18 protein-coding genes are annotated in these 19,960 nt (G+C 76.4%); 9 read left to right on the plus strand and 9 right to left on the minus strand.

Annotation, left to right across the window (positions count from 1 at the left end):
- The first annotated feature begins 81 nt into the window (after nt 1-81).
- The 4 genes from AB0J00_RS02385 to AB0J00_RS02400 are packed head-to-tail and all read left to right on the plus strand — an operon-like array spanning nt 82 to nt 6,879.
- The gene (locus tag AB0J00_RS02385; protein WP_357739590.1) at nt 82-1,659 is read left to right on the plus strand and encodes a cytochrome ubiquinol oxidase subunit I; all 1,578 of its coding nucleotides are present in this window, start codon (nt 82-84) and stop codon (nt 1,657-1,659) included.
- 28 nt (nt 1,660-1,687) lie between these two features.
- The gene (gene cydB, locus AB0J00_RS02390; protein ID WP_357739593.1) at nt 1,688-2,713 is read left to right on the plus strand and encodes a cytochrome d ubiquinol oxidase subunit II; all 1,026 of its coding nucleotides are present in this window, start codon (nt 1,688-1,690) and stop codon (nt 2,711-2,713) included.
- Nucleotides 2,710-6,099 (plus strand): thiol reductant ABC exporter subunit CydC, encoded by a 3,390-nt coding sequence (gene cydC, locus AB0J00_RS02395; RefSeq protein WP_357739596.1) that lies wholly within the window; start codon nt 2,710-2,712, stop codon nt 6,097-6,099. The genes cydB and cydC overlap by 4 nt, the downstream gene beginning before the upstream one ends.
- A gap of 48 nt (nt 6,100-6,147) precedes the next feature.
- A complete protein-coding gene (locus AB0J00_RS02400) occupies nt 6,148-6,879 on the plus strand; it encodes a GAF domain-containing protein (protein WP_357739598.1) in 732 nt (243 codons plus the stop codon).
- A 43-nt stretch (nt 6,880-6,922) separates the two neighbouring features.
- Here AB0J00_RS02400 and AB0J00_RS02405 read toward each other — a convergent pair whose 3' ends face one another.
- The gene (locus AB0J00_RS02405; RefSeq protein ID WP_357739601.1) at nt 6,923-7,573 is read right to left on the minus strand and encodes a hypothetical protein; all 651 of its coding nucleotides are present in this window, start codon (nt 7,571-7,573) and stop codon (nt 6,923-6,925) included.
- A 19-nt stretch (nt 7,574-7,592) separates the two neighbouring features.
- On the opposite strand from AB0J00_RS02405, the gene AB0J00_RS02410 reads away from it, so the two are divergent.
- Together AB0J00_RS02410 and AB0J00_RS02415 are read left to right on the plus strand one after the other, a co-directional pair.
- Entirely contained in the window at nt 7,593-7,877 is a 285-nt protein-coding gene (locus tag AB0J00_RS02410) for a hypothetical protein (protein WP_357739604.1), read from the plus strand.
- A 24-nt stretch (nt 7,878-7,901) separates the two neighbouring features.
- Nucleotides 7,902-8,786, plus strand: a complete 885-nt coding sequence (locus tag AB0J00_RS02415; protein WP_357739607.1) for an NmrA family NAD(P)-binding protein — start codon at nt 7,902-7,904, stop codon at nt 8,784-8,786.
- 40 nt (nt 8,787-8,826) lie between these two features.
- Here the strand turns inward: AB0J00_RS02415 and AB0J00_RS02420 are convergent, their stop codons facing one another.
- Nucleotides 8,827-9,774 (minus strand): pyridoxal-phosphate dependent enzyme, encoded by a 948-nt coding sequence (locus AB0J00_RS02420; RefSeq protein WP_357739610.1) that lies wholly within the window; start codon nt 9,772-9,774, stop codon nt 8,827-8,829.
- A gap of 57 nt (nt 9,775-9,831) precedes the next feature.
- On the opposite strand from AB0J00_RS02420, the gene AB0J00_RS02425 reads away from it, so the two are divergent.
- The gene (locus AB0J00_RS02425) at nt 9,832-11,025 is read left to right on the plus strand and encodes a HoxN/HupN/NixA family nickel/cobalt transporter (protein WP_357739613.1); all 1,194 of its coding nucleotides are present in this window, start codon (nt 9,832-9,834) and stop codon (nt 11,023-11,025) included.
- 1 nt (nt 11,026) lies between these two features.
- Here the strand turns inward: AB0J00_RS02425 and AB0J00_RS02430 are convergent, their stop codons facing one another.
- The 4 genes from AB0J00_RS02430 to AB0J00_RS02445 form a co-directional block, all read right to left on the minus strand.
- A complete protein-coding gene (locus AB0J00_RS02430) occupies nt 11,027-11,626 on the minus strand; it encodes a TIGR03086 family metal-binding protein (RefSeq protein WP_357739616.1) in 600 nt (199 codons plus the stop codon).
- 23 nt (nt 11,627-11,649) lie between these two features.
- Nucleotides 11,650-12,048 carry a hypothetical protein gene (locus AB0J00_RS02435; protein WP_357739619.1) on the minus strand — a complete coding sequence of 133 codons (399 nt, stop codon included), beginning with the start codon at nt 12,046-12,048 and terminating at the stop codon, nt 11,650-11,652.
- Nucleotides 12,045-12,206 carry a hypothetical protein gene (locus AB0J00_RS02440; RefSeq protein WP_357739622.1) on the minus strand — a complete coding sequence of 54 codons (162 nt, stop codon included), beginning with the start codon at nt 12,204-12,206 and terminating at the stop codon, nt 12,045-12,047. The genes AB0J00_RS02435 and AB0J00_RS02440 overlap by 4 nt, the downstream gene beginning before the upstream one ends.
- A 65-nt stretch (nt 12,207-12,271) precedes the next feature.
- Nucleotides 12,272-13,270, minus strand: a complete 999-nt coding sequence (locus AB0J00_RS02445) for a siderophore-interacting protein (protein ID WP_357739624.1) — start codon at nt 13,268-13,270, stop codon at nt 12,272-12,274.
- Between the two features lie 111 nt (nt 13,271-13,381).
- Here AB0J00_RS02445 and AB0J00_RS02450 point away from each other — a divergent pair, with 111 nt between their 5' ends.
- The gene (locus tag AB0J00_RS02450) at nt 13,382-14,380 is read left to right on the plus strand and encodes an ABC transporter substrate-binding protein (protein ID WP_357739627.1); all 999 of its coding nucleotides are present in this window, start codon (nt 13,382-13,384) and stop codon (nt 14,378-14,380) included.
- 50 nt (nt 14,381-14,430) lie between these two features.
- On the opposite strand, the gene AB0J00_RS02455 is transcribed toward AB0J00_RS02450, so the two are convergent.
- Both AB0J00_RS02455 and AB0J00_RS02460 read right to left on the minus strand, forming a co-directional pair.
- Nucleotides 14,431-14,811 (minus strand): very short patch repair endonuclease, encoded by a 381-nt coding sequence (locus tag AB0J00_RS02455; protein ID WP_357739630.1) that lies wholly within the window; start codon nt 14,809-14,811, stop codon nt 14,431-14,433.
- Between the two features lie 76 nt (nt 14,812-14,887).
- Nucleotides 14,888-18,334 carry a TM0106 family RecB-like putative nuclease gene (locus AB0J00_RS02460; protein WP_357739634.1) on the minus strand — a complete coding sequence of 1,149 codons (3,447 nt, stop codon included), beginning with the start codon at nt 18,332-18,334 and terminating at the stop codon, nt 14,888-14,890.
- A gap of 163 nt (nt 18,335-18,497) precedes the next feature.
- Here AB0J00_RS02460 and AB0J00_RS02465 point away from each other — a divergent pair, with 163 nt between their 5' ends.
- Nucleotides 18,498-19,511 (plus strand): LacI family DNA-binding transcriptional regulator, encoded by a 1,014-nt coding sequence (locus AB0J00_RS02465; RefSeq protein ID WP_357739636.1) that lies wholly within the window; start codon nt 18,498-18,500, stop codon nt 19,509-19,511.
- On the opposite strand, the gene AB0J00_RS02470 is transcribed toward AB0J00_RS02465, so the two are convergent.
- A complete protein-coding gene (locus tag AB0J00_RS02470; protein ID WP_357739639.1) occupies nt 19,439-19,960 on the minus strand; it encodes a DUF3995 domain-containing protein in 522 nt (173 codons plus the stop codon). The genes AB0J00_RS02465 and AB0J00_RS02470 overlap by 73 nt on opposite strands.

A 19,960-nucleotide genomic window follows, 5' to 3' on the forward strand; every position in this document is an offset into this window, starting at 1 on the left:
ACGAGGCGTAGAAAGAGATCGGTTCTACGCGACGTAGAAGAAGACTACGCGCCGCGGGTCGGCGCAGGGGAGGCACCAGCTGTGGACGTGCTGGACCTGGCTCGGTGGCAGTTCGGCATCACGACCGTCTACCACTTCCTGATGGTGCCGCTGACGATCGGCCTGGGCATCGCCGTCGCCGTCATGCACACGATGTGGGTGCGCACCGACAAGCCGGAGTGGCTGCGGATGACCCGCTTCTGGGGCCGCATCTACCTGATCAACTTCGTGCTCGGCGTGGCCACCGGGCTGGTGCAGGAGTTCCAGTTCGGGCTGGCCTGGAGCGAGTACAGCCGGTTCGTCGGCGACGTGTTCGGCTCGCTGCTGGCGCTCGAGGCGCTGCTCGCCTTCTTCCTCGAGTCGACGTTCCTCGGGCTGTGGATCTTCGGCTGGGGCCGCATCCCGAAGAAGGTGCACCTGGCCGCCCTCTGGGCCGCGGTGATCGGCTCGATCGTCAGCGCGTACTTCATCATCGCGGCGAACAGCTGGATGCAGCACCCGGTCGGCGTCGTCACCGACGACGCGACCGGCCGCCCGCGGCAGGTCGACTTCCTCGCGGTGCTGACCAACAACACCGCGCTCGCCGCCTTCAGCCACACCATCGCCGGCGCGCTCATGGTGGCCGGCGGCGCCCTGGTCGGCGTCGGGCTGTACCACCTGCGCAAGCGCCGGCTGGCCGACCTGCCGGTCACCGACGTGGACCACGCGGTGTGGCGCCGCTCGGTCCGGTTCGGCGGCTACCTGTCGCTGGTCGCCTTCGTCGCGGTCGCGGTCACCGGCGACTTCCAGGGCAAGCTGATGTACCAGCAGCAGCCGCTGAAGATGAGCTCGGCCGAGGCGCTGTGCGAGACCGAGGCGCCCGCCCCGTTCTCGATCTTCGCGTTCAGCAAGTTCGGCAGCCAGGAGTGCGACGACGTGCACTCCTTCACCGTCCCCTACCTGCTCTCCTACCTCGCCCACGGCGACTTCTCGACCGCCGTTCCCGGCGTCAACGAGCTGCAGGCGGAGTACGAGCAGGCGTACGGCGCCACCTACCCCGACGACCCGTCGTTCGGCGACAAGGCCGGGCAGCCCATCGACTACACCCCGCTGCTGGCCACCACCTACTGGAACTTCCGGCTGATGATCGGCATGGGCCTGGCCTCGGCCGGCGTCGCGGCGGTCGCGCTGTGGTCGACCCGCCGCGGCCGGGTGCCGACCTCCCGGATCGGCATCGGCGTCGGCCTGCTGGGCGTCGCGGCCCCGTTCGTCGGCAACGCCGCCGGCTGGGTGTTCACCGAGATGGGCCGCCAGCCGTTCGTCGTCTACCCGAACCCCGACGTCCCGCGGGCCGACCAGGTGTACTTCTTCACCGCCCAGGCCGTCTCCCCCGGCGTCTCCGCGGGTGAGGTGCTCACCTCCATGATCGGGCTGACCCTGGTCTACGGCGTGCTGGCCATCGTCGAGGCGTGGCTGCTGGTCCGGTTCGTCCGCCGCGGCGTCACCACCGGCGACGGCGCCCCGGTGCCCGGGCACACGCCCGAGGGCGGTCCGGACGACGACCTGCCCGGCGGCCGGGACGGCGAGCGCCCGCCCGCCCGGCGCGGCGCCGAGGACGACGTCCTCAGCTTCGCCTACTGACCGCGACCACCGAGAAGAGGGATCTGAGATGGACCTGGAGAGCCTCTGGTTCGCCGCCGTCGCGGTGCTGTGGATCGGCTTCCTGCTGCTCGAGGGCTTCGACTTCGGCGTCGCCGCCCTGCTGCCGGTGATCGGCCGCACGCCCGCCGACCGGCACCTGATGCTGCGCAGCATCGGCCCGCTGTGGGACGGCAACGAGGTCTGGCTGATCACCGCGGCCGGCGCGGTGTTCGCCGCCTTCCCCGGCTGGTACTCCACCTGGCTGCCGGCGCTGTACCTGCCGTTCGTGCTGGTGCTGTTCGGCCTGATCATCCGGGCGGTCGCCTTCGAGTGGCGGCACTCGCACCACACCGACCGGTGGGACACCACCTGGACCCACGTGATCACCGCCGGCTCGCTCATCGCCGCGCTGGGCATCGGCGCCGCGCTCGGCGCCACCACGATCGGGCTGCCGATCGACGCCGACGGCAACCGGGTGGGCGGCGCGTTCAGCGGGCTGGGCTGGCCGGCGCTGCTCGGCGCGGTCGCGGTGCTCGCCTACTCGGTCGTGCACGGCGCGATCTTCCTGTCGCTGAAGACCGAGGGCCCGGTGCGGCTCGCGGCGCGCGCCTTCGCCCGGCGCTGGGCCCCGGTCGCGGCCCTGCCGCTGCTGGCGTGGGCCGGCATCGTCCAGCTGCGCGACGGCACGCTCGTCACCGCGGTGCTGTGGCTGGTCGCGGCGATGGCCGTGCTGGTCACCTGGGCGCGGATCCGGGTCGACCGCGAGGGGCAGGCCTTCACCGCCTGGGCGGTCACCCTGCTCGGCGCGGCCGGCACGGTGTTCGGGGCCGCCTACCCGGTCGTCGTCCCGTCGACGATCAGCTCGGCCTTCGACGTCACCGTCTCCGACGCCTCGGTCAGCTCCTACACGCTGACGATCATGACCTGGGCCGCGGGCATCGGGCTGCCGGTGGTGCTGGCCTACCAGGCGTGGACCTACTGGGTCTTCCGCAAGCGGCTGACCGCCGAGCCGGAGACGCCGCACGAGACCGCCGCGGAGCGAGTGACCGCATGAGCTCCCGGCCCGCCCGCGGTCCCCTCGGCGCGCTGGCCGGCGTGCCGGGGGTGACCGGCGCGCTGGTCCGCGCCGCGGCTGCCGCGCTGGTCTCCACGGTCGGCGTCGTGCTGCTGGCCGCGGGCCTGGCCCGGGCGGTCGCGGACGTCGCGGCCGGCACCACCCCGGGCACGGCGCTGCTGGCGGCGGTCGCCGGGGCCGCGCTGCGGGCGGTCGCCGGCGGCGTCGGCACCGCGGTCGCCACCCGGGACGCCCGCCGCGCCGAGGACGAGCTGCGCCGGTCGCTGCTGGACCGGCTGCTCGCCGGGGAGGGCGAGGCGGCCGCCGCCGCGGGGGGCACCGGCCCGGCCGCGGTGCTCGCGACCACCCGGCTGCACGACCTCGGCCCGGCGCTGGCCACCTACCTGCCGGCGGTCGCCCAGACGATCGTCGTCCCGCCGGTGCTGCTGGTCGTCCTGGGCGTCACCGACTGGCTGTCGGCGGTGCTGGTCGCCGTCTGCCTGCCCCTGGTGCCGCTGTTCATGGCGCTGGTCGGGCTGCACACCCGCGACCGGACCGCCGACGCCGCCCGCGCGCTGGACCGGGTCGCCGGCACCGTCGCCGAGCTCGTCCGCGGGCTGCCGGTGCTCGTCGGCCTGGGCCGGGCCGCCGACCAGCTGTCCTCCCTCGCCGAGCTCGGCGAGACCTACCGCCGGCGCACGCTGGCCACCCTGCGCACTGCCTTCCTCTCCTCGCTGGTGCTCGAGGTGCTGGCCACGCTGTCGGTCGCGCTGGTCGCCGTCACCGTCGGCCTACGGCTGACGCACGGCTCGATGGCGCTGTCGGCCGGGCTGCTCGCGCTGCTGCTGGCCCCCGAGGCGTTCGCGCCGCTGCGGGCGCTGGGCGCGGCCCACCACGCCAGCGAGGACGCCGCCGAGGCCGCCGCGGCCGCCCGCACCGTGCTCGGCACCGCACCGCTGCGGCCGGTGCTGGCACCCCCGCCGGACGGCGCTCCCCGCGGCATCGCCGTCACCGGGCTGCACGTGCAGTTCCCCGGCCGGGCGGACGCCGCGGTGACCGGCCTCGACCTCACCGTCGCCCCCGGCGAGCTGGTCGCGCTGCGCGGGCCCAGCGGCTCGGGCAAGTCGACGGTGCTCGCCGTGCTGGCCGGCCAGCTGCTGGACGGCGGGGCGGCGGCGGTGCACGGCCGGGTGACCCGCCCGGACGACGTCGCCGTGGTGCCGCAGTTCCCCCGCACGACCGCCGACCTGGTCGTCGACGAGCTGCGCCGGCACGCCGGGGACGTCGACGAGGCGCGGGCCACCGAGCTCGCCGGCACCGCGCTGGCGTGGGTGGACGGCGGGCACCTGCGCGACCGTGCCTGCCGCACCCTCTCCCCCGGTGAGCTGCAGCGGGTCGCGCTGGCCCGGGCGCTGGTGCGCGTGCAGCGCGGGGCCCGGGTGCTGCTGCTCGACGAGCCGACCGCCTCGCTCGACGCGGCGTCGTCCGCCCGGGTCACCGAGCTGCTGGTGCGCCTGCGCGGGTCGCTGGCCACCGTCCTGGTCACCCACGACCCAGGCCTGGCCGCCCTCGCCGATCGCACCGTCGACCTCCCCGGCCTCCCCACCCCCGACTTCTCGCGAGAAACCGGAGCAGCCCCCGCTCTCGGCGCCGAAAGCCGGTCCGCTTTCGGCGCCGAAAGCGGGACGACGACGACGACGGCGGCGACGGCGGACGGCGGGCGGCTGCGGCTGCCGCGGCGGGCGATGACCCGGGCGGTGCTCTACGGCGCGGCGTCCAGCGGGTTCGGCATCGCGCTGACCGCGGTCTCCGGCTGGCTGATCGTCCGGGCGGCCGAGCAGCCGCAGATCCTGCTGCTGATGACGTCGATCGTCGCCGTCCGCGCCTCCGGGCTGGGCCGGGCACTGCTGCGCTGGCTGGAGCGGCTGGCCGCCCACGACGCCGCCTTCCGCTTCGCCTCGGACACCCGGCTCCGGCTGTGGCGGGCGCTGACCAGCCAGGGGCCCGCCGCCGACCGCACCCCCGGCCGCGCGCTGGCGCGGGTCGTCGGGGACGTCGAGCTGCTGCAGGACCTGTCCGTGCGGGTGGTGACCCCACCGCTGGTCTCCGGCGTGGTGCTCACCGGCACGACCGCGGTGCTGCTGGCGATCGACCCGGCCGCCGGGCTGGCCGTGGGCGCGGTGCTCGCGGCCACGGCGCTGGCCGTCGTCGCGGTGCACCGGACGGCCGACCGCGGGGTGGCCCGGGCCGCCGCCGAGCTGCAGACCGAGACGCTGCGCGAGACCACCGCCGCCCTGGACGGCGCCGCGGACCTGCGCGCCCACGGGCTGGCCGGTGCCGCGGTCACGCGGCTGGACGCACTCGGCCGCCGGCAGGGCCGCGCCGCGCAGGCCGCCGCCGGCGCCGCGGCCCTCGGCGACGCGCTGGCGGTGTTCGCCACCGGCGCGGCCGCCGTGCTCGCCGTCGCGATCGGCGGGGCCGCGGTGCGGGCCGGGGAGCTGTCGGCGCCCACCGCGGCGGTCCTGGCGCTGGCGCCGCTGGCGCTGCTGGAGCCGCTGACCGCGCTGGGCGCAGCCCGCCGCAACCGGCTGGGCTGGCGGGACGCGCAGGCCCGGGTGCAGGCGGTGCTGGCCGAACCGGTCGCCGCCGACCCGGCGCCCGACGACCGGCTGGCCGCCCCGCGCCCGGTGCGCGAGCTGGCCACCGAGCAGCTGACCGCGGGCTGGCCCGGCCGCCCCGGGGTGCTGCTCGACCTGGACCTGGTGGCGACCGCGGGCGCCGGCTGGCTGGTGGTCACCGGGCCGTCGGGGTCGGGCAAGTCGACGCTGGTGTCGGTGCTCATGGCCTTCCTGCGGCCGGCGGCCGGCAGCTACGTGCTCGGCAGCGGCGGCCGCCCGGTCGAGGCAGCCGTGCTGGACGGCGAGGACGTCCGCGCCGCGATGGCCTGGTGCCCGCAGGACGCGCACGTCTTCGACGCATCGCTGCGGGCCAACCTGGCGCTGGCCCGGCCCGGCGGGGAGCTGGCCGGTGCCGACGGCGAGGCGGCCATGCGCGCGGCGCTGCGGCGGGCCGGGCTGGGCACGCTGCTCGCCGCGCTCCCGGCCGGGCTGGACACCCCGCTCGGCGCGGGCGGCACCGCGCTGTCCGGCGGGGAGCGGCGCCGGCTCGCGGTGGCCCGGGCGCTGCTCACCGACCGCGAGGTGGTGCTGCTCGACGAGCCGACCGCGCACCTCGACCCGCCCACGGCGGCGGCCCTGGTCACCGACCTGCGGCGCGCCCTGGCCGGCCGGCTGGTGGTCTGCGTGACCCACGACGCGGGACTGGCCGGCGGGGACGACACCGTGCTGGCACTCCCCGGACACGCTGCGGAGGCGGCGCGCCGGTGACGCCGCCGGACGGCTCGCAGCCCGGCCCGCGCTGAGCACGATCGCAGGGTGACCCTCGCCCAGCGCTTCGCGGACGCCCTGGCGGCGGAGAGCGCCGCGGACGGCGGGGCTCCGGAGCTGCTGCCGGTGCGGCTGGCCCGGGCCGGCGCGCGGGTGCTGCCGGTCGCCGGGCTCGGCATCAGCGTGCAGTCGGGTCCGCACGGCCGCAGCCCGCTGGGCGGCAGCGACCCGGTCGCCGAGCTCGCCGAGCAGCTGCAGTTCACCGTCGGCGACGGACCCTGCCTGGCCGCGTTCGAGAGCGGCCAGCCGGTGTTCGCGGTGCCGGAGGACCTGACCCACCGGTGGCCGTCCTTCGCCGCCGAGCTGACCACCCGCACGCCGTTCCGCGGGGTGGTGGCGCTGCCGTTCCGCCGCGCGCTGGCCGGGGTCGGCGCGCTCGACCTGTTCGTCACCGACCCGGCCGACGTCCCCCGGGTCGACGTCTTCGACGCCTTCGCCGTGGCCGACCTGATCACCTCCGCGCTCAGCGAGGCGGCCGTGTGGTCGACCTGGTCGGAGGCGTCCGGCCCGGACTGGCTGCGCAGCCCGACGGCGGTGCGGCGCACCGGCGTCTGGCAGGCGCTGGGTGCGCTGGGCCTGGCGCTGTCGGCCGACCTGCCCACCGCGCTGACGGTGCTGCGGGCGCACGCCACGGCCACCGGGCGCACCGTGGACGACGTCGCCGGTGACCTGCTGACCGGCCGGCTCACCCCCGCCGACCTGGCGTCCACCCGCTCCTGACGCCCGGCCGCTCCGGACGCCCTGCCGCTCGTGATCCAGGCGGTCAGGCGGCGACGGGCACCGCGCCGGGGACGTCGACGCGCACCTCCGGGCCGAGCGTCGCCCCGGTCAGCTGCAGGTCGTCGCCGGACCAGAAGCTGCCCGGGTCGTAGGCGTTGACCGGCCGGTCGGCGGGCAGCAGCCCCATCGCCCGGTAGGTCGCGGCCACCAGCTCCGCGCAGAACACCGTGTCGTTGGTCTGGTGCCGCCGCAGCCGGCCGTTGACCCAGCCGCGGGCCAGCGTGCGGGTGGTCGGGAACGGCTTCCCGTCGAGCCGGGCGATGGTCTGCAGGACGGCGTCCTCCATCTCCCGGGTCACCCCGCCGTCGTCGGCCGGCCCGACCAGCTGGCGCAGCCACGCCTGCTGCCCGTACCGCTTGCGCCACACGCAGACCGCGTCGCGCAGGTCGTGCAGCTGGACGCCCCGCTGGTGCAGGCCGGTCCAGGCGTCGGGCAGCGAGTGGCCGAGCTCGGCGTGCCAGAGCAGCGGCGGCAGGTCCTCGAGCACGACGGCCATCCCGACATGGTTGACCGGTGCGTTGGTGACGGTGCGGATCGCCCGGTCGGCGAACGAGCTCCCCCGGAACACCCACACGTCACCGGTGCGGGTCAGGTCCACGGCGTCGGGCAGCGAGAGCACCTGATTGTGAGCCACACCACTACGGTAGGGCGTCATGCGGGTCTGGAAGGTGCTGGGGATCGCGGGTCTTGCCGGCGTGGCCGCCACCGGTGCGGTGGTGCTGCGGCACGAGCGCCACCGGCGCGCCTACTCACCGGAGGAGGTGCGGGCACGGTTGCAGGGCCGGGCGGCCGAGGTGGTCATCGCCCCGGCCGACCCCGATCTCGCCCCGGACTGGCCGCCGGAGGTGGAGCCGCCGCGCCGGCACCCCGCCGAGCTGCTGCTGTCCGGGGTGATGGCGGCCGGCCGGCGGATGAAGTTGCCCTCCGGGAAGGTCTGACCGGGCAACCGGCTTGAGGAGGGCATGGACGTCTTCCTCACCGGTGGCACCGGTCTCGTCGGATCCTCCGTGCTCGCGGCCCTGCGGGCCGACGGCCACACCGTGCACGCGCTGGCGCGCAGCGACGGCTCCGCCGACACGCTCGCGGCCGCGGGTGCCGTCGTCGTCCGGGGCGACGTCGACGACGCCGCGCTGCTGGCCGCGCAGGCCCGCGGCGTTGACGCCTTCGTGCACACCGCGGCCGCCGCCGACGGCAAGGACGCCGAGCGCGACGCCGCCCTGCTCGACGCCGTCCTCCCGGCGCTGGCCGGCACCGGCAAGGTCTACGTGCACACCAGCGGCGTCTGGGTGCACGGGTCGGGCGCGATCGACGAGGACACCCCGTTCGCCCCGCCGCAGCTCACCGCCTGGCGGCTGCCGCTCGACGCGCGGGTGCGCGCCGCGGCCGCCGACGGCGTCCGCTCGGTCGTGATCGCCCCCGGCATCGTGCACGGCTCCGGCGCCGGCCTGCCGAACGTGGTGAAGGACGGCCCGCGCACGGACGACGGCGCGCTGCTGCTGCCCGGCAGCGGCGACCAGCACTGGACCACCGTCGCCGCCGAGGACCTCGGCCGGCTGTACGCGCTGGCGGTGGCCTCGGCCCGGCCCGGCTCCTACTACCTGGGCGTGAGCGGTGAGAACCCGACCGTGCGCGAGCTGGGCGAGGCCGCCGAGCGCGGCGCCGGCCGCGAGGGTCGCGTGGTGGCGTCGACCGCCGAGGAGACCGAGGCCCGCCTCGGCGCCCTGGCCGCCGCCCTCGACCTGGACCAGCAGGCCACCGGCAGCCTGGCCAAGGACGAGCTGGGCTGGAAGCCGACCGCCCGGTCGCTGGTGGAGGACCTGGAGAAGGGCTCCTACGCGGGCGCCTGACCTCCGTGACGGGAGCTCGTGCGCTGGCCCGCCCCGCTGGTCAGCGCACGAGCTCCCCGGGCACCGCACCCCCGTCCCCGGCCAGCGCGGCGGCGGTCGGCTCCGCCGCCAGCGGGTGGCCGAACAGCCCGACCAGCCCGCCGGTGTGCAGGAGGACCATGCGCTCGCCCGGGCGGATGCTGCCGTCGGCGACCGCGACGGCCAGCCCGGCCAGGGCCTTGCCGGTGTAGACGGGATCGAGCAGCAGCCCCTCGGTGGCTGCCGCCGTCCGCAGCGCCCGGACGCCGGCCGCGGTGGCCACCCCGTAGCCCTCGCCCACCTGGTCGGTGCGCAGCCGCAGCTCCGGGACAGGCGCCCCGAGCGCGGTCACCACGTCCCGCACCCGGCCGGCGGGGTCCGGCACGGCGCCGACGTCGACGCCCAGCACCCGGCCGGCGCCCAGCCCCGCGACCAGACCCGCCATCGTGCCGCCGGAGCCCAGCGCGACGACGACGGTGGCCAGGTCCGGCACCTGCTCGGCCAGCTCGGCCGCGCACGTCAGGTAGCCGCGCGCGCCGGTGGGCGTGGACCCGCCCAGCGGCACCACGAACGGCCGCTCCCCCGCCGCCCGCAGCGCGTCGGCCTCCGCGGCGAGCCGCTCGGCGGCGTCCGCCCCGGCCGGCAGCGGGACGATCCGCGCGCCGGCCAGCTCCTCCAGCGCCAGGTTCCCGGTGCGCGCCGGGTCACCGGTACCGGTGAGCACCAGGACCGCGCGCAGCCCGAGCGGGGCGGCGGCCAGGGCGGTGATCCGCGCGTGGTTGCTCTGCAGCCCGCCGGTGGTGACGAGCGCGGTGGCGCCGGCGGCGCGCGCCTCCGCCAGCAGGTGCTCCAGCTTGCGCACCTTGTTGCCGCCGCCGAGGTCGGTCAGGTCGTCGCGCTTCACGACCAGGTCGTCCGGCCACAGCCCCAGCGCCAGCCCGCACGACGCCTTGTTGCCAAGTGTTCGCAACAAGCTAGGGTCGAGGCCGCCACGGGACCGGTCGTGTCCCCGGGTGGAGAGGACGCAGTGAGCACCCAGGCCGCACGCGGATCCAAGTGGGCGGACTTCGCCCGGTCGCTGGACCGGCGGGACCGCGCCTCGCTGGCCGCCATGGTCGCGGTGATCGTCGTCCTGCACGTGGTCGGGTTCGGCGTGCTGTTCGGCCTCGTCGTCCCCCAGCACTTCGACCTGGGCAGCAGCGGGGTGTTCACCGTCGGCGTCGGGATGCTCGCCTACACGTTCGGGCTGCGGCACGCCTTCGACGCCGACCACATCGCCGCGATCGACAACACCACCCGCAAGCTCATCGCCGACAACGTCGCGCTCGAGGTGACCGGCCGACCGCGCGAGCGGCGTCCGCTGTCGGTCGGCTTCTGGTTCTCCCTGGGCCACTCGACGATCGTCTTCGCGCTCGCCTTCCTGCTGTCGATCGGCGTCAAGGCGCTGGTGGGACCGGTGCAGGACGACAGCTCCACGCTGCACAGCATCACCGGCACCATCGGCCCGTCGGTGTCCGGCGTCTTCCTCTGGGTGCTGGGCCTGCTCAACCTCGCGGCGCTGGTCGGCATCCTCAAGGTGTCCCGCGAGATGCGCGCCGGCCGCTACGACGAGGCCGCACTGGAGGAGCAGCTCAACAAGCGGGGCTTCTTCAACCGGTTCCTCGGCGGGCTGACCCGGTCGGTCCGCAAGGCCTGGCACATCTACCCGATCGGCGTGCTGTTCGGGCTGGGCTTCGACACCGCCACCGAGGTCGGCCTGCTGGTGCTCGCCGGCGGCGCGGCGGCGTTCAGCCTGCCGTTCTACGCGATCCTCGTGCTGCCGATCCTCTTCGCCGCCGGCATGTGCCTGGCCGACACCGTCGACGGCGTGTTCATGAACGCCGCCTACGGCTGGGCCTTCGCCCGGCCGGTGCGCAAGGTCTTCTACAACATCACCATCACCTCGATCTCGGTGCTGGTGGCGCTGGTCATCGGCACCATCGAGCTGGTCGGCGTGCTGGCCGACCAGGTGGGCATCGAGCACGGCCCGCTCGCCTGGGTCGCCGGGATCGACCTGGACTACGCCGGCTACGCGATCGTCGGGCTGTTCGTGCTGGCCTGGGCGGTGGCGATCACGGTCTGGCGGTACGGGCGGATCGAGGAGCGCTGGACGGCGGGGCTGGCGCCGGCCGTCCCGGCCGAACAGCCGGCCGTGGACCCGGCCGAGCGCTCGTCGGTCTGACTCAGCGGGTCCAGCCCGGGTCGCGGCCGGTCAGGCCCAGCGCCCGGTCGAATGCGGGGGCGTCCGCGGGCACCGGCACCTCGGCCGCGTACCAGCCGCCGTCCCGGCCCATCGGCGCGATCGGCACGACCGCCGCCAGCACTGCTTCGCCCAGCTCGGCGGCCACCGGGTAGGGAGCGCCGACCGCCCGGGCGACGTCCCAGCCGTGCAGCGCGATGTCGGCCAGCATCATCGGCCCGACCACCTCGGCGGGCATCGGGGCGGTGCCCATCAGCGTCTCGCCCTGCCAGGCGGCGACGTCGGCCCACGCGTCGGCGGCGACGTCCAGCTCCTCGGCGATCAGCGGACCCCACTGCGCCACCGGCACCCCGTCGACGAACGGTGCCGGCCGGCCGCTGGTCCAGTCGTGCTCCAGCGGCAGCCGGGTGGCCGAGCGCTGGGCGAGCACCGCGGCCCAGGCCAGGTGGTCGAGCACGCCGCGGACGTCCCAGTCCCGGCAGGGGGTGCGGTCGGCGAGCTGGTCGGGGCGGACGGCGGCCGCGGCGGCCCCGGCGAGCTCGGCGGCGACCCGGACGGCGGTGGACGGAAGGAGTGCGCTCATGCCCCGAGCCTGCCCGGTGCCGTTCAGGCCAGGCGGTCCAGGGTGTCCAGCAGCCAGCCCGGGCCGGTGACGGCCGCGCCCGCGGGCAGCCGCTCGCGCAGGCCGCGGTCGGCGGTGACGGCGAGCAGGTCGTCGTCGGACCTGGCGAGCTCGGCCGCGGTGGCGGTCAGCGCGTCGTCCCCGCTGCCCGGCGCGCGGACCAGCCGGACGCCGGCCGGCGCGGCGACGTCCCGGGCCCGGCCCTCGACGACCGCGACCAGCGCGGCCACGGCCACGTCCGCGCCTTCGGGTCCGGGCACGGTCCGGCCGGGCAGGACGGCGAGCCGGTCGAGCAGCCGGGTGGTCGCGCCGGCCCGGTCGCGCCACCAGCCGTCGGGCCGCGAGCCGACGACGTTGGCGACGTCGACCAGCAGCGTGGTCACCGCTTGATGCGGCCGCGTTCGCCCCGGCCGAGCACCATCGTGCCGACGAAGAGGACCAGCCCGACGACGGCCAGCCAGAACAGCGCCTTCACGACCAGGCCGATCACGACCAGCGCCAGCCAGACGACCAGCAGCAGCCCGAGGATCCGGAGCAGCACCGCGCACCTCCTTCGTCCCGGCGCCCGCCGGGAACGCCCCCGACGCTAGCGCGCGGCGGGAGCGCTCAGGCGCCCTCGGCCGCGCCCAGCCGCCAGTAGCCCATGAACGCCACCGAGGTGCGCGGCACACCGAGGTCGCGGACGAGGCGGCGGCGCAGCTTCTTGACCACGCCGGCCTCCCCGGCGAGCCAGGCGTAGCAGCCGTCGGCGGCCGCGGAGTCGGGCACCTCCCAGAGGATGCCGCTGTCGAGGTCGACGTCCTCGGGCTCGACGCCGGCGGTGGGCTTGGCGATGCCGAGCTCGCACAACGCCGAGTGCACCGCGCTGCCGAGGGCCTCGCCGCGGGCACGCCGGCCGCGGACCAGCCAGCGCACCTCGACGCCGGGGGCGACGGTCAGCGGCAGCACGTCACCGGCCTCGGGCACCTCCAGGACGGCGACCGTGCGGCGGCCGGCGGGCAGCGCCTCGAGGATCGCGCTGATGGCGGGGACGGCGGTCTCGTCGCCGGCGAGGAAGAGGCTGCCGTGCGCCGGCGGTGCCCACTCGCAGCCCCAGGCGCGGCCCGAACCGGGGGCGTCGGGCCCGAGCAGCACGATCGGGTCGCCGGGGACCGCGGCCGCGGCCCAGGCGGCGGCCGGGCCGGCGTGGCCGTCGTCGACACCGTGCAGCACGACGTCGACGTCCAGCTCGCCGAGCTCGGGGCGGGCCGCACGGACGGTGTACGTGCGGAGGTGGGGGCGCTGGTCGTCGGGCAGCGCGCAGTAGTCCTGGTACCAGCGCGGGCCGGCGGTGAGCAGGGGCAGCACCGGGCGGCCGTCGCGGGAGAGCACCAGCTTGATCCGCTGGTCGTCGCCGCCGACGCCGAAGCCGCGCAACTGGGGACCGGCCAGGGTGAGCCGCAGGAAGCTCGGGCCCAGCCGCTCGGTGCGGGCCACGGTGGCCTCGAAGAAGCGGTACTGCGGGGTCAGCGGCGCCGTCTCGTTCGCGGCGGGCACGGACTCGGCGAGGCGTTCGACGACGGCCGGCTCGGTGGTGTCGGTCCGGACCCGCGTCGCCGTGGTCATGCCGTCTCCTGCCGTCGTCGCCGGGTGGCCGATCGCCGCACCAGTCGTAGGTGAGGCTAGCCTAACCGCCCATCGCGGGGGAACACCCCGCCCGGAACCCGAGGAGATCGTGTGCGCATCCCCCGACGACGCCTGGCCGGCGCCGTCCTCGCCCTGACCGCCCTGGCCGCGCTGAGCGGCTGCGGCGAGGACGCGGACTCGTCGTCCGCCCAGCCGCGGAGCTGGTCGTTCACCGACGACCTGGACCAGACGGTGACGCTGGACGCCCGACCGACCCGGGTCGCCGGGCTCAACGACGTGGCCTCCTCGTTGTGGAACTACGGCATCGCGCCGGTGGCGACGTTCGGGCAGACCTCCGCCGCCGACGACGTGCAGTTCGCCGGCAAGGACCTCTCGGACGTCGAGATCGTGGGCAGCAGCTACGGGCAGATCGACCTGGAGCGGCTGGCCGCGGCGAAGCCCGACGTCATCGTCACCAGCGTCTACCCGGTCGACTCGGCCGGCACCCTCGACGGCTCGCAGCCGCTGTACGGCTTCGAGTCGACGGCCCAGCAGGAGCAGGTGGCGCAGATCGCGCCGATCATCGCGATCGCCTGGCGGGGCTCGGCGGCCGACGTCATCGAGCGGACGGCGGACCTGGCCGATGCGCTGGGCGCGGACATGCAGGGCGACGAGGTGGCCGCGATGCGGCGGGACTACGACGATGCCTCCGCGGCGCTGACCGAGGCCGCCGCGTCGGGGCTGACCGTGCTGCCGGTGGCCGCCTACCCGGGCGAGGGCTTCTACATGGCCAAGGCGCCCGACGACCCGTCGCTGCACCTGTACCAGGACCTCGGTGTGCAGTTCCGCGACCCGGGCGGCGACGGCTACTTCTGGGAGACCGCGGGCTGGGAGTCGGTGCCGCAGTACCGCAGCGACGTCATCCTGTACTCGCTGCGCGGCGCGATGACGCCGGAGGAGATGCAGGCCCAGCCGACCTACCAGCTGCTGCCCGCGGCGCAGGCCGGCCAGGTGCACCCGTGGGAGTACGTCGGCATGGACTACCAGGCGCAGGCGGCCTACATGGAGAAGCTGGCCGGCTGGCTGGCGGCCGACCGCAAGGTCAGCTGACCGTGGAACGCCGGTGGCCCAGAACGGGTGCACTCCTGGGCCACCGGCGTTCAACGCCCCAGCGCCGCGCAGATCGCGTCGGCGACGGCGTCCGGGTCCTCGTGCTCCCAGAAGCGCAGCACCCGCCAGCCCAGCCCGGCGAGCAGGGCATCCGTCCGCCGGTCCCGCGCGACGTTGGCGGCGAGCTTCTCGGCCCACCACGTGGCGTTCGCCTTCGGCACGTGACCGCAGACCGGGCACCCGTGCCAGAAGCAACCGTCGACGAAGACGACGAGGCGGCGGCCCTTCCAGACCAGGTCGCCGCGCGCCCGGGTCTCCCGGCACGGGCGGACGTCGACCCGGAAGCGCACCCCGCGGGCGTGCAGGCGCCGGCGCACCGCGAGCTCCGGGACGGTGTCCCGGCGGCCCTGCCGGCGGAACCGCGCCTGCACGACCTCGGAGGTGGGCGGCGGAGCGACACGCAGGTCGACGGCCTGCCCGCCCGTCCCCGGCTCCCCCACGACCGGGTCAGGCGGGCGTGAGGGCGCGGGCCGGGCCCGGGGCGGTGCCGGTGGCGGTCTCGACCAGCCGGCACAGGCCGTTGACCAGCCGCAGCTGCTCGGGCGTGTGCACCGGCGAGGTGAGCAGCGCCGGGCTGCCGACCAGGTAGGCGACCGTCTTCGCCCGGCTGAGCGCGACGTTGAGCCGGTGCCGGTCGAGCAGGAAGTCCAGCCGCCGCGGCACGTGCGCCCCGCTGGAGGCGGCCAGCGTGAACACCGCGACCGCCGCCTCGCGACCCTGGAACTTGTCCACGGTGCCGACCTCCACGCGCGCCAGCCCGGCCGCCGCCAGGGCGCTGCGCACCTGGTTCACCTGCGCGTTGTACGGGGTCACCACCAGCACGTCGGCCTGGCCGACCACGCGCGCCCGGCCCTCCGCGACCCACCGGCGGCCCATCAGGTCGGCGACCAGCTCGGCGACGACCGCGGCCTCCTCCCGGGACGCCGCGCCGTTCCCCTCGTGCACGACGGGCACCCAGCCGATCCCGGCCGGTGCTGCCCACCGCTGCGGTGCGTCCAGGACGTTGGCCGCGGTGACCGGCGCCGGCTGCAGCGCCCCGTCGTAGGACAGGTCGCTCACCACCCGGCACAGCGCCGGCGCCATCCGCCACGACCGGTCGAGGAAGACCCCGCGGTCCGCGGGCAGCACGTCGTCACCGCCGATCACGTGCTGCAGCGCCGACACGTCGGCGCCCTCGGGGTGGATGCCCCGGCCCGGCTGCCGCAGCTGCTGGGGGTCGCCGAGCAGCACCAGGTTGCGCGCCGCCCGGGAGACGACCAGCGTCGGCGCGAGCGCCAGCTGCCCGGCCTCGTCGACGACCAGCACGTCCAGCCGGCCGGCGAGGTCGGGGCGGGCGAACAGCCACGAGGTGCCGGCCACCACGTCGACGTCGCCGGCGTCCAGGGCGGCGACCACGGCCGCGTTGTCGTTGGTGCAGCTGACGTCGGTGGAGGCGCACCGCTGGTGCTCGTCGGCCTTCTGCAGCGCCCGCAGCGGCACACCCTCGGCCCGGGCGGCGGCCATCACCGCGTCGAGCAGGTTGCCGACCACCTTGTGGCTGTGCGCGGTGATGCCCACCCGGCGGCCGGCGCGCACCAGGTCGAGCACCGCCCGCGCGCCGGTGTACGTCTTGCCCGCCCCGGGCGGCCCCTGGACGGCGAGCACCCCGCCGTCGAGCGCCAGCACCAGCCGGCGCGCCCGGTCGGCGGCCTCCTCCCCCGGCACGGTCATCGGCGTGCCGGGCAGCAGCCGCGGCGGGCGGCGCAGCAGCAGCTCGCGCCCGGCGCGCAGCCGGTCGCCGGCGGCGTCGACGCCGTGCTCGGCGACGAACCCGCCCAGGTCCAGCAGCGCCGCGCGGAACGCGGCCGGGTCGAGCGGGCTGGTCGGCAGCAGGCCCTGCGGGTGGTCGGCGCCGGCGTCGACGCGGCGGGACAGCACCAGCCAGCCGGCCGTCGGGTCGGCGTCCACCACGACCGCGGTCGTCGGCCGGCTCCCGGCCGGCGCCGGCACCTGCTCGACCCGCTGCCCCATCGACACCTTGGTCTCCTGCGGCGGGAACGCGTAGCGCCAGTGCACCGTGCGGCCGCGGGCACCGAGCAGCTCCGGCTCGGCCAGCGGCCCCAGCCCGGTGGACTCCCGCTCCAGCTCCTCGGGGGTGAGGCCGTGCAGCCGGAAGTACTCCCACCACTCTGACCGGGCCTCCCGGGCGTGCCAGCCCAGCTGCTGGGCGAGCAGCCAGGTGGCCTGCTGGCGCTCGTCGCGGTCGGCGGCCGCCTCGGGCAGCCCGGTCAGCAGCCGCTGCTCCAGCTCGTCCTGCGCCGCCGCGGCCGCGACGGCCCGCTCGGACGGGTCGGGGTCGCCGTCGACGGGCCGGCCCAGCGGCTCGCCGGAGGCCAGCAGCTCGGCGCGCCGGGCCTCCAGCCAGTCGCGCAGCTCGGCGGTGGAGACGCAGTCGTCGCGGTTGTACTCCTCGATCTCGTCGAGCAGCCGCTGCTCGCCGGTGCGCAGCCAGGTCTCGAAGGCCACGATGCTCGCCCCGGCGTCGGAGACCGCCTCGCCGGCCGGGCGGGTGTGCCCGCGGTAGAGGTCCTCGAGCTTCTTGATCGAGTACGACTCCTTGCTCACCTGCAGCCCCTGCCGGACCACCGTGTAGAGGTCGACCAGCACGTTGCCGCGCAGCAGCCGGTCGACCTCGGCCTGCCGGGTGCGCAGCCGGGCCGACAGCGCCTTGAGCCGGGCCGGCTCGTAGGGCGCGTAGTGGTAGACGTGCATGTCGGGGTCGGCCGTGTGGGCCGCGGTCAGCGCGTCGACCAGCTGCTCGAACGCGGTGACCTCGGCGTCGGGGTCGCAGCCCCAGAAGGAGCGGTACTCCCCCGCGGTGTCCAGCAGGCCCCAGAGGTACTCCAGCCCGTGCTCGCCGGTGAACGGGTCGCCCTCGATGTCGAAGAACAGGTCGCCCCGGCTGGGCGGCGGGAGCAGCTCGAAGCCGCGACCGGGCAGCCGGGGCAGGAACAGGAAGCCGGGGCGGCCGGTGCGCTCCTCCTCGATCTGCAGCCGGGCCTGGGTGGACAGCCGCTGCGCGGCCTGCCGGCCGATCACCCCGGGCAGGTCGGCGGGGTCGGTGGCGGCCAGCGCGGCGACGGTGCCGATGCCCGCCTCGGTGAGCGCCACCGCGTGGTCCCGGCGGAGGTGCGCCACCCGGGACAGGTGGTCCTCCTCCCGCCACCGGGCGGTGCAGGTCTCCCGCCAGGGGCAGACGCCGCAGTGCGCGTTCGGGTAGGGCGGGGCGAGGTCGCCGTCGGCCAGCCGGGCGAGGAACCGCTCCCGGGTGACCCGGGTGTAGGCGGCCGCGTCGGCGTACCGGAAGACGAGCTCCTGCTGGTCGCCGGTCACGACGGTCAGCAGTTCCGGGGGCACGCCCTGCAGGCCGGCGAGCAGGTCCCCGTAGAGCGCCATCTGCAGCAGCGCGGGCACCTTGATCCGGCGGGCCAGCTTGGTGTCGGCGACGTCGTAGGCCCACGGGCCCAGGTCGCTGACCCGGTCGGGGCGCTTGAGCAGGAAGTCGGCGTGCCCGCGCCAGGTGCCGTCGAAGAAGGTGGCCTGGTAGACGACGTCGGCACCGGCGCGCATCGCGGCGAGCGTCTCGGCCTGGGCGCGGTGCAGGGCCTCGGCGCCCCGGCCGGACGGCGGGGCGATCTCGACGACGGCCAGCCCGCGGTCGCGCAGCCGCTCGAGGTGGCGGGCCTCGTGCGCCAGGCCGTGCGCGGCCACCAGCTCGGTCATCGGGTCGACCGCGTCGGGCCGCTGCCGCAGACCGCGGGCCACCTCGACCGACAGCCGGGTCAGGTGCTCGCACTCCAGGAAGCCGGTGAGGTCGGTGGCGCTGACCACCAGACCGCCGTCGGACTCGTACACCCGCGCACCCCCGCACTCCCCCGCGACCGCACTCGCGCTGCCGCCGTCCCGGACGCTACGACGGGGTACCGACAGTGCCGGCCGGGGCGCACCACCCGGCGGGGCGGCACCCGGACGGGGGTGACTGGTCCGCCTGTGCGGACCACGAGGTAGACAGGTGCCCATGCGGGCCACCCTGACCTCCGTGGCCTCGGCCGCCGGCGTCAGCACGAGCACCGCGAGCCGGGCGCTGTCGGGGCACCCCTCGGTGCTGCCCAGCACCCGGGCCCGGGTGCTCGCCGCCGCGGCCGCCCAGGAGTACCAGCCGAACCGGATGGCCAGCGCGCTGCGCACGCAGCGCACCGGGCTGCTCGGGCTGGTCGTCAACAACCTGCGGACGGCGACCTTCCACACCATCGCCGAGACGCTGCAGGCCTGGGCCGCCGGCCGCGGGTACCAGGTGCTGGTCTGCACCACCGGCGGCGACCCGGACCGGGAGGCCGCCTTCCTGCAGACCGTGCGCTCGCACCACTTCGACGGGGTGGTGATCGCCGGCTCCGGGGCGAACGTCGACCTGGTGAACACGCTCGTCCGCGAGGGGCGGGGCGTGGTCACCATGAACCGGGAGGTGCCCGGGTCGCTGGCGCCGTCGGTGATGAGCGACTACGCGGCCGCCACCCGGCTGGCCACCGAGCACCTGCTCGGGCTCGGGCACACCCGGATCGCCACCATCGAGGGTCCCGCGGACGTCACGTCGGGGCGCCAGTCGCACGAGGGCTTCGCCGCCGCGATGGCGGCCGCCGGGGTGCCGGTGCTGCCCGAGCTGGTGCACCGCGGCCCGTTCGACGCCGGGTTCGGCCGGGAGGCGGCCGCGGTGGTGCTGCGGCTGCCCGAGCCGCCGACCGCGCTGCTGGTGAGCAACCACGAGGCGTCGTTCGGCGCGCTGCCGGTGCTCGGCGAGGTGGGCCTGCGGGTCCCCGACGAGCTGTCGGTGGTGTGCACCGAGGAGGAGCCGTACTACGACTGGTGGTCGCCGCCGCTGACCACGGTCGACAACCGCGCGGAGGTGCTCGCCGGGCAGGCCGCCGCGCTGCTGCTCGCGCAGCTCGACGGCGGCGAGGCCGGCTACCCGGGGTCGCGGGCCGAGCTGGTGCCGCCGGCGCTGGTGGAGCGGCGGTCCACCGCACCGCGCCGCTGACCCCGCCGGGCCGACCAGCAGGCCACCAGCAGGGCGGCCCCCCAGAGCAGGAACCACAGGTCCCACACCAGCACGTGCCAGCGGAGCGCCCGCTCGTCGGCGACCACCCCCAGGTCCAGGACGCCGAGCAGCACCAGGCCGCCGAGCAGCACGTTCGCGCCACCCCACAGGGTCAGCAGCGCACCGGCGGCCCAGGCGAGCAGCCGCACCGGACGGCGGGGCCGGCGCAGCAGCGCGAGCGCCAGCGCGGCGGCGACCAGCTTGGCGAGCACCGTGCCGGCGCCCAGGGCCACGGCGGCCGGCGTCCGCTCGCGGGCGAGCCGCTCGACCTCGCCGCCGACGGTGTCCAGCAGCGCGGTGCCACCCGCCGTCCAGTACAGGCTGAGCGCGGCCGAGCCCAGGGCGAGGGCGACCCCGGCCGCGGCAGCTGCCCGACCGGCCGGGGTCAC

The sequence above is a fragment of the Modestobacter sp. NPDC049651 genome (assembly GCF_040659695.1).
GTDB lineage: Bacteria > Actinomycetota > Actinomycetes > Mycobacteriales > Geodermatophilaceae > Modestobacter.

Bases quoted from the DNA above. Each gene is read 5' to 3' on its own strand.
- AB0J00_RS02430 (WP_357739616.1), bottom strand. From the start codon at position 11,626: ATGAGCGCACTCCTTCCGTCCACCGCCGTCCGGGTCGCCGCCGAGCTC.
- AB0J00_RS02465 (WP_357739636.1), top strand. From the start codon at position 18,498: ATGCGGGCCACCCTGACCTCCGTGGCCTCGGCCGCCGGCGTCAGCACG.
- AB0J00_RS02415 (WP_357739607.1), top strand. From the start codon at position 7,902: ATGGACGTCTTCCTCACCGGTGGCACCGGTCTCGTCGGATCCTCCGTG.
- AB0J00_RS02410 (WP_357739604.1), top strand. From the start codon at position 7,593: ATGCGGGTCTGGAAGGTGCTGGGGATCGCGGGTCTTGCCGGCGTGGCC.
- cydB (WP_357739593.1), top strand. From the start codon at position 1,688: ATGGACCTGGAGAGCCTCTGGTTCGCCGCCGTCGCGGTGCTGTGGATC.
- AB0J00_RS02445 (WP_357739624.1), bottom strand. From the start codon at position 13,270: ATGACCACGGCGACGCGGGTCCGGACCGACACCACCGAGCCGGCCGTC.
- cydC (WP_357739596.1), top strand. From the start codon at position 2,710: ATGAGCTCCCGGCCCGCCCGCGGTCCCCTCGGCGCGCTGGCCGGCGTG.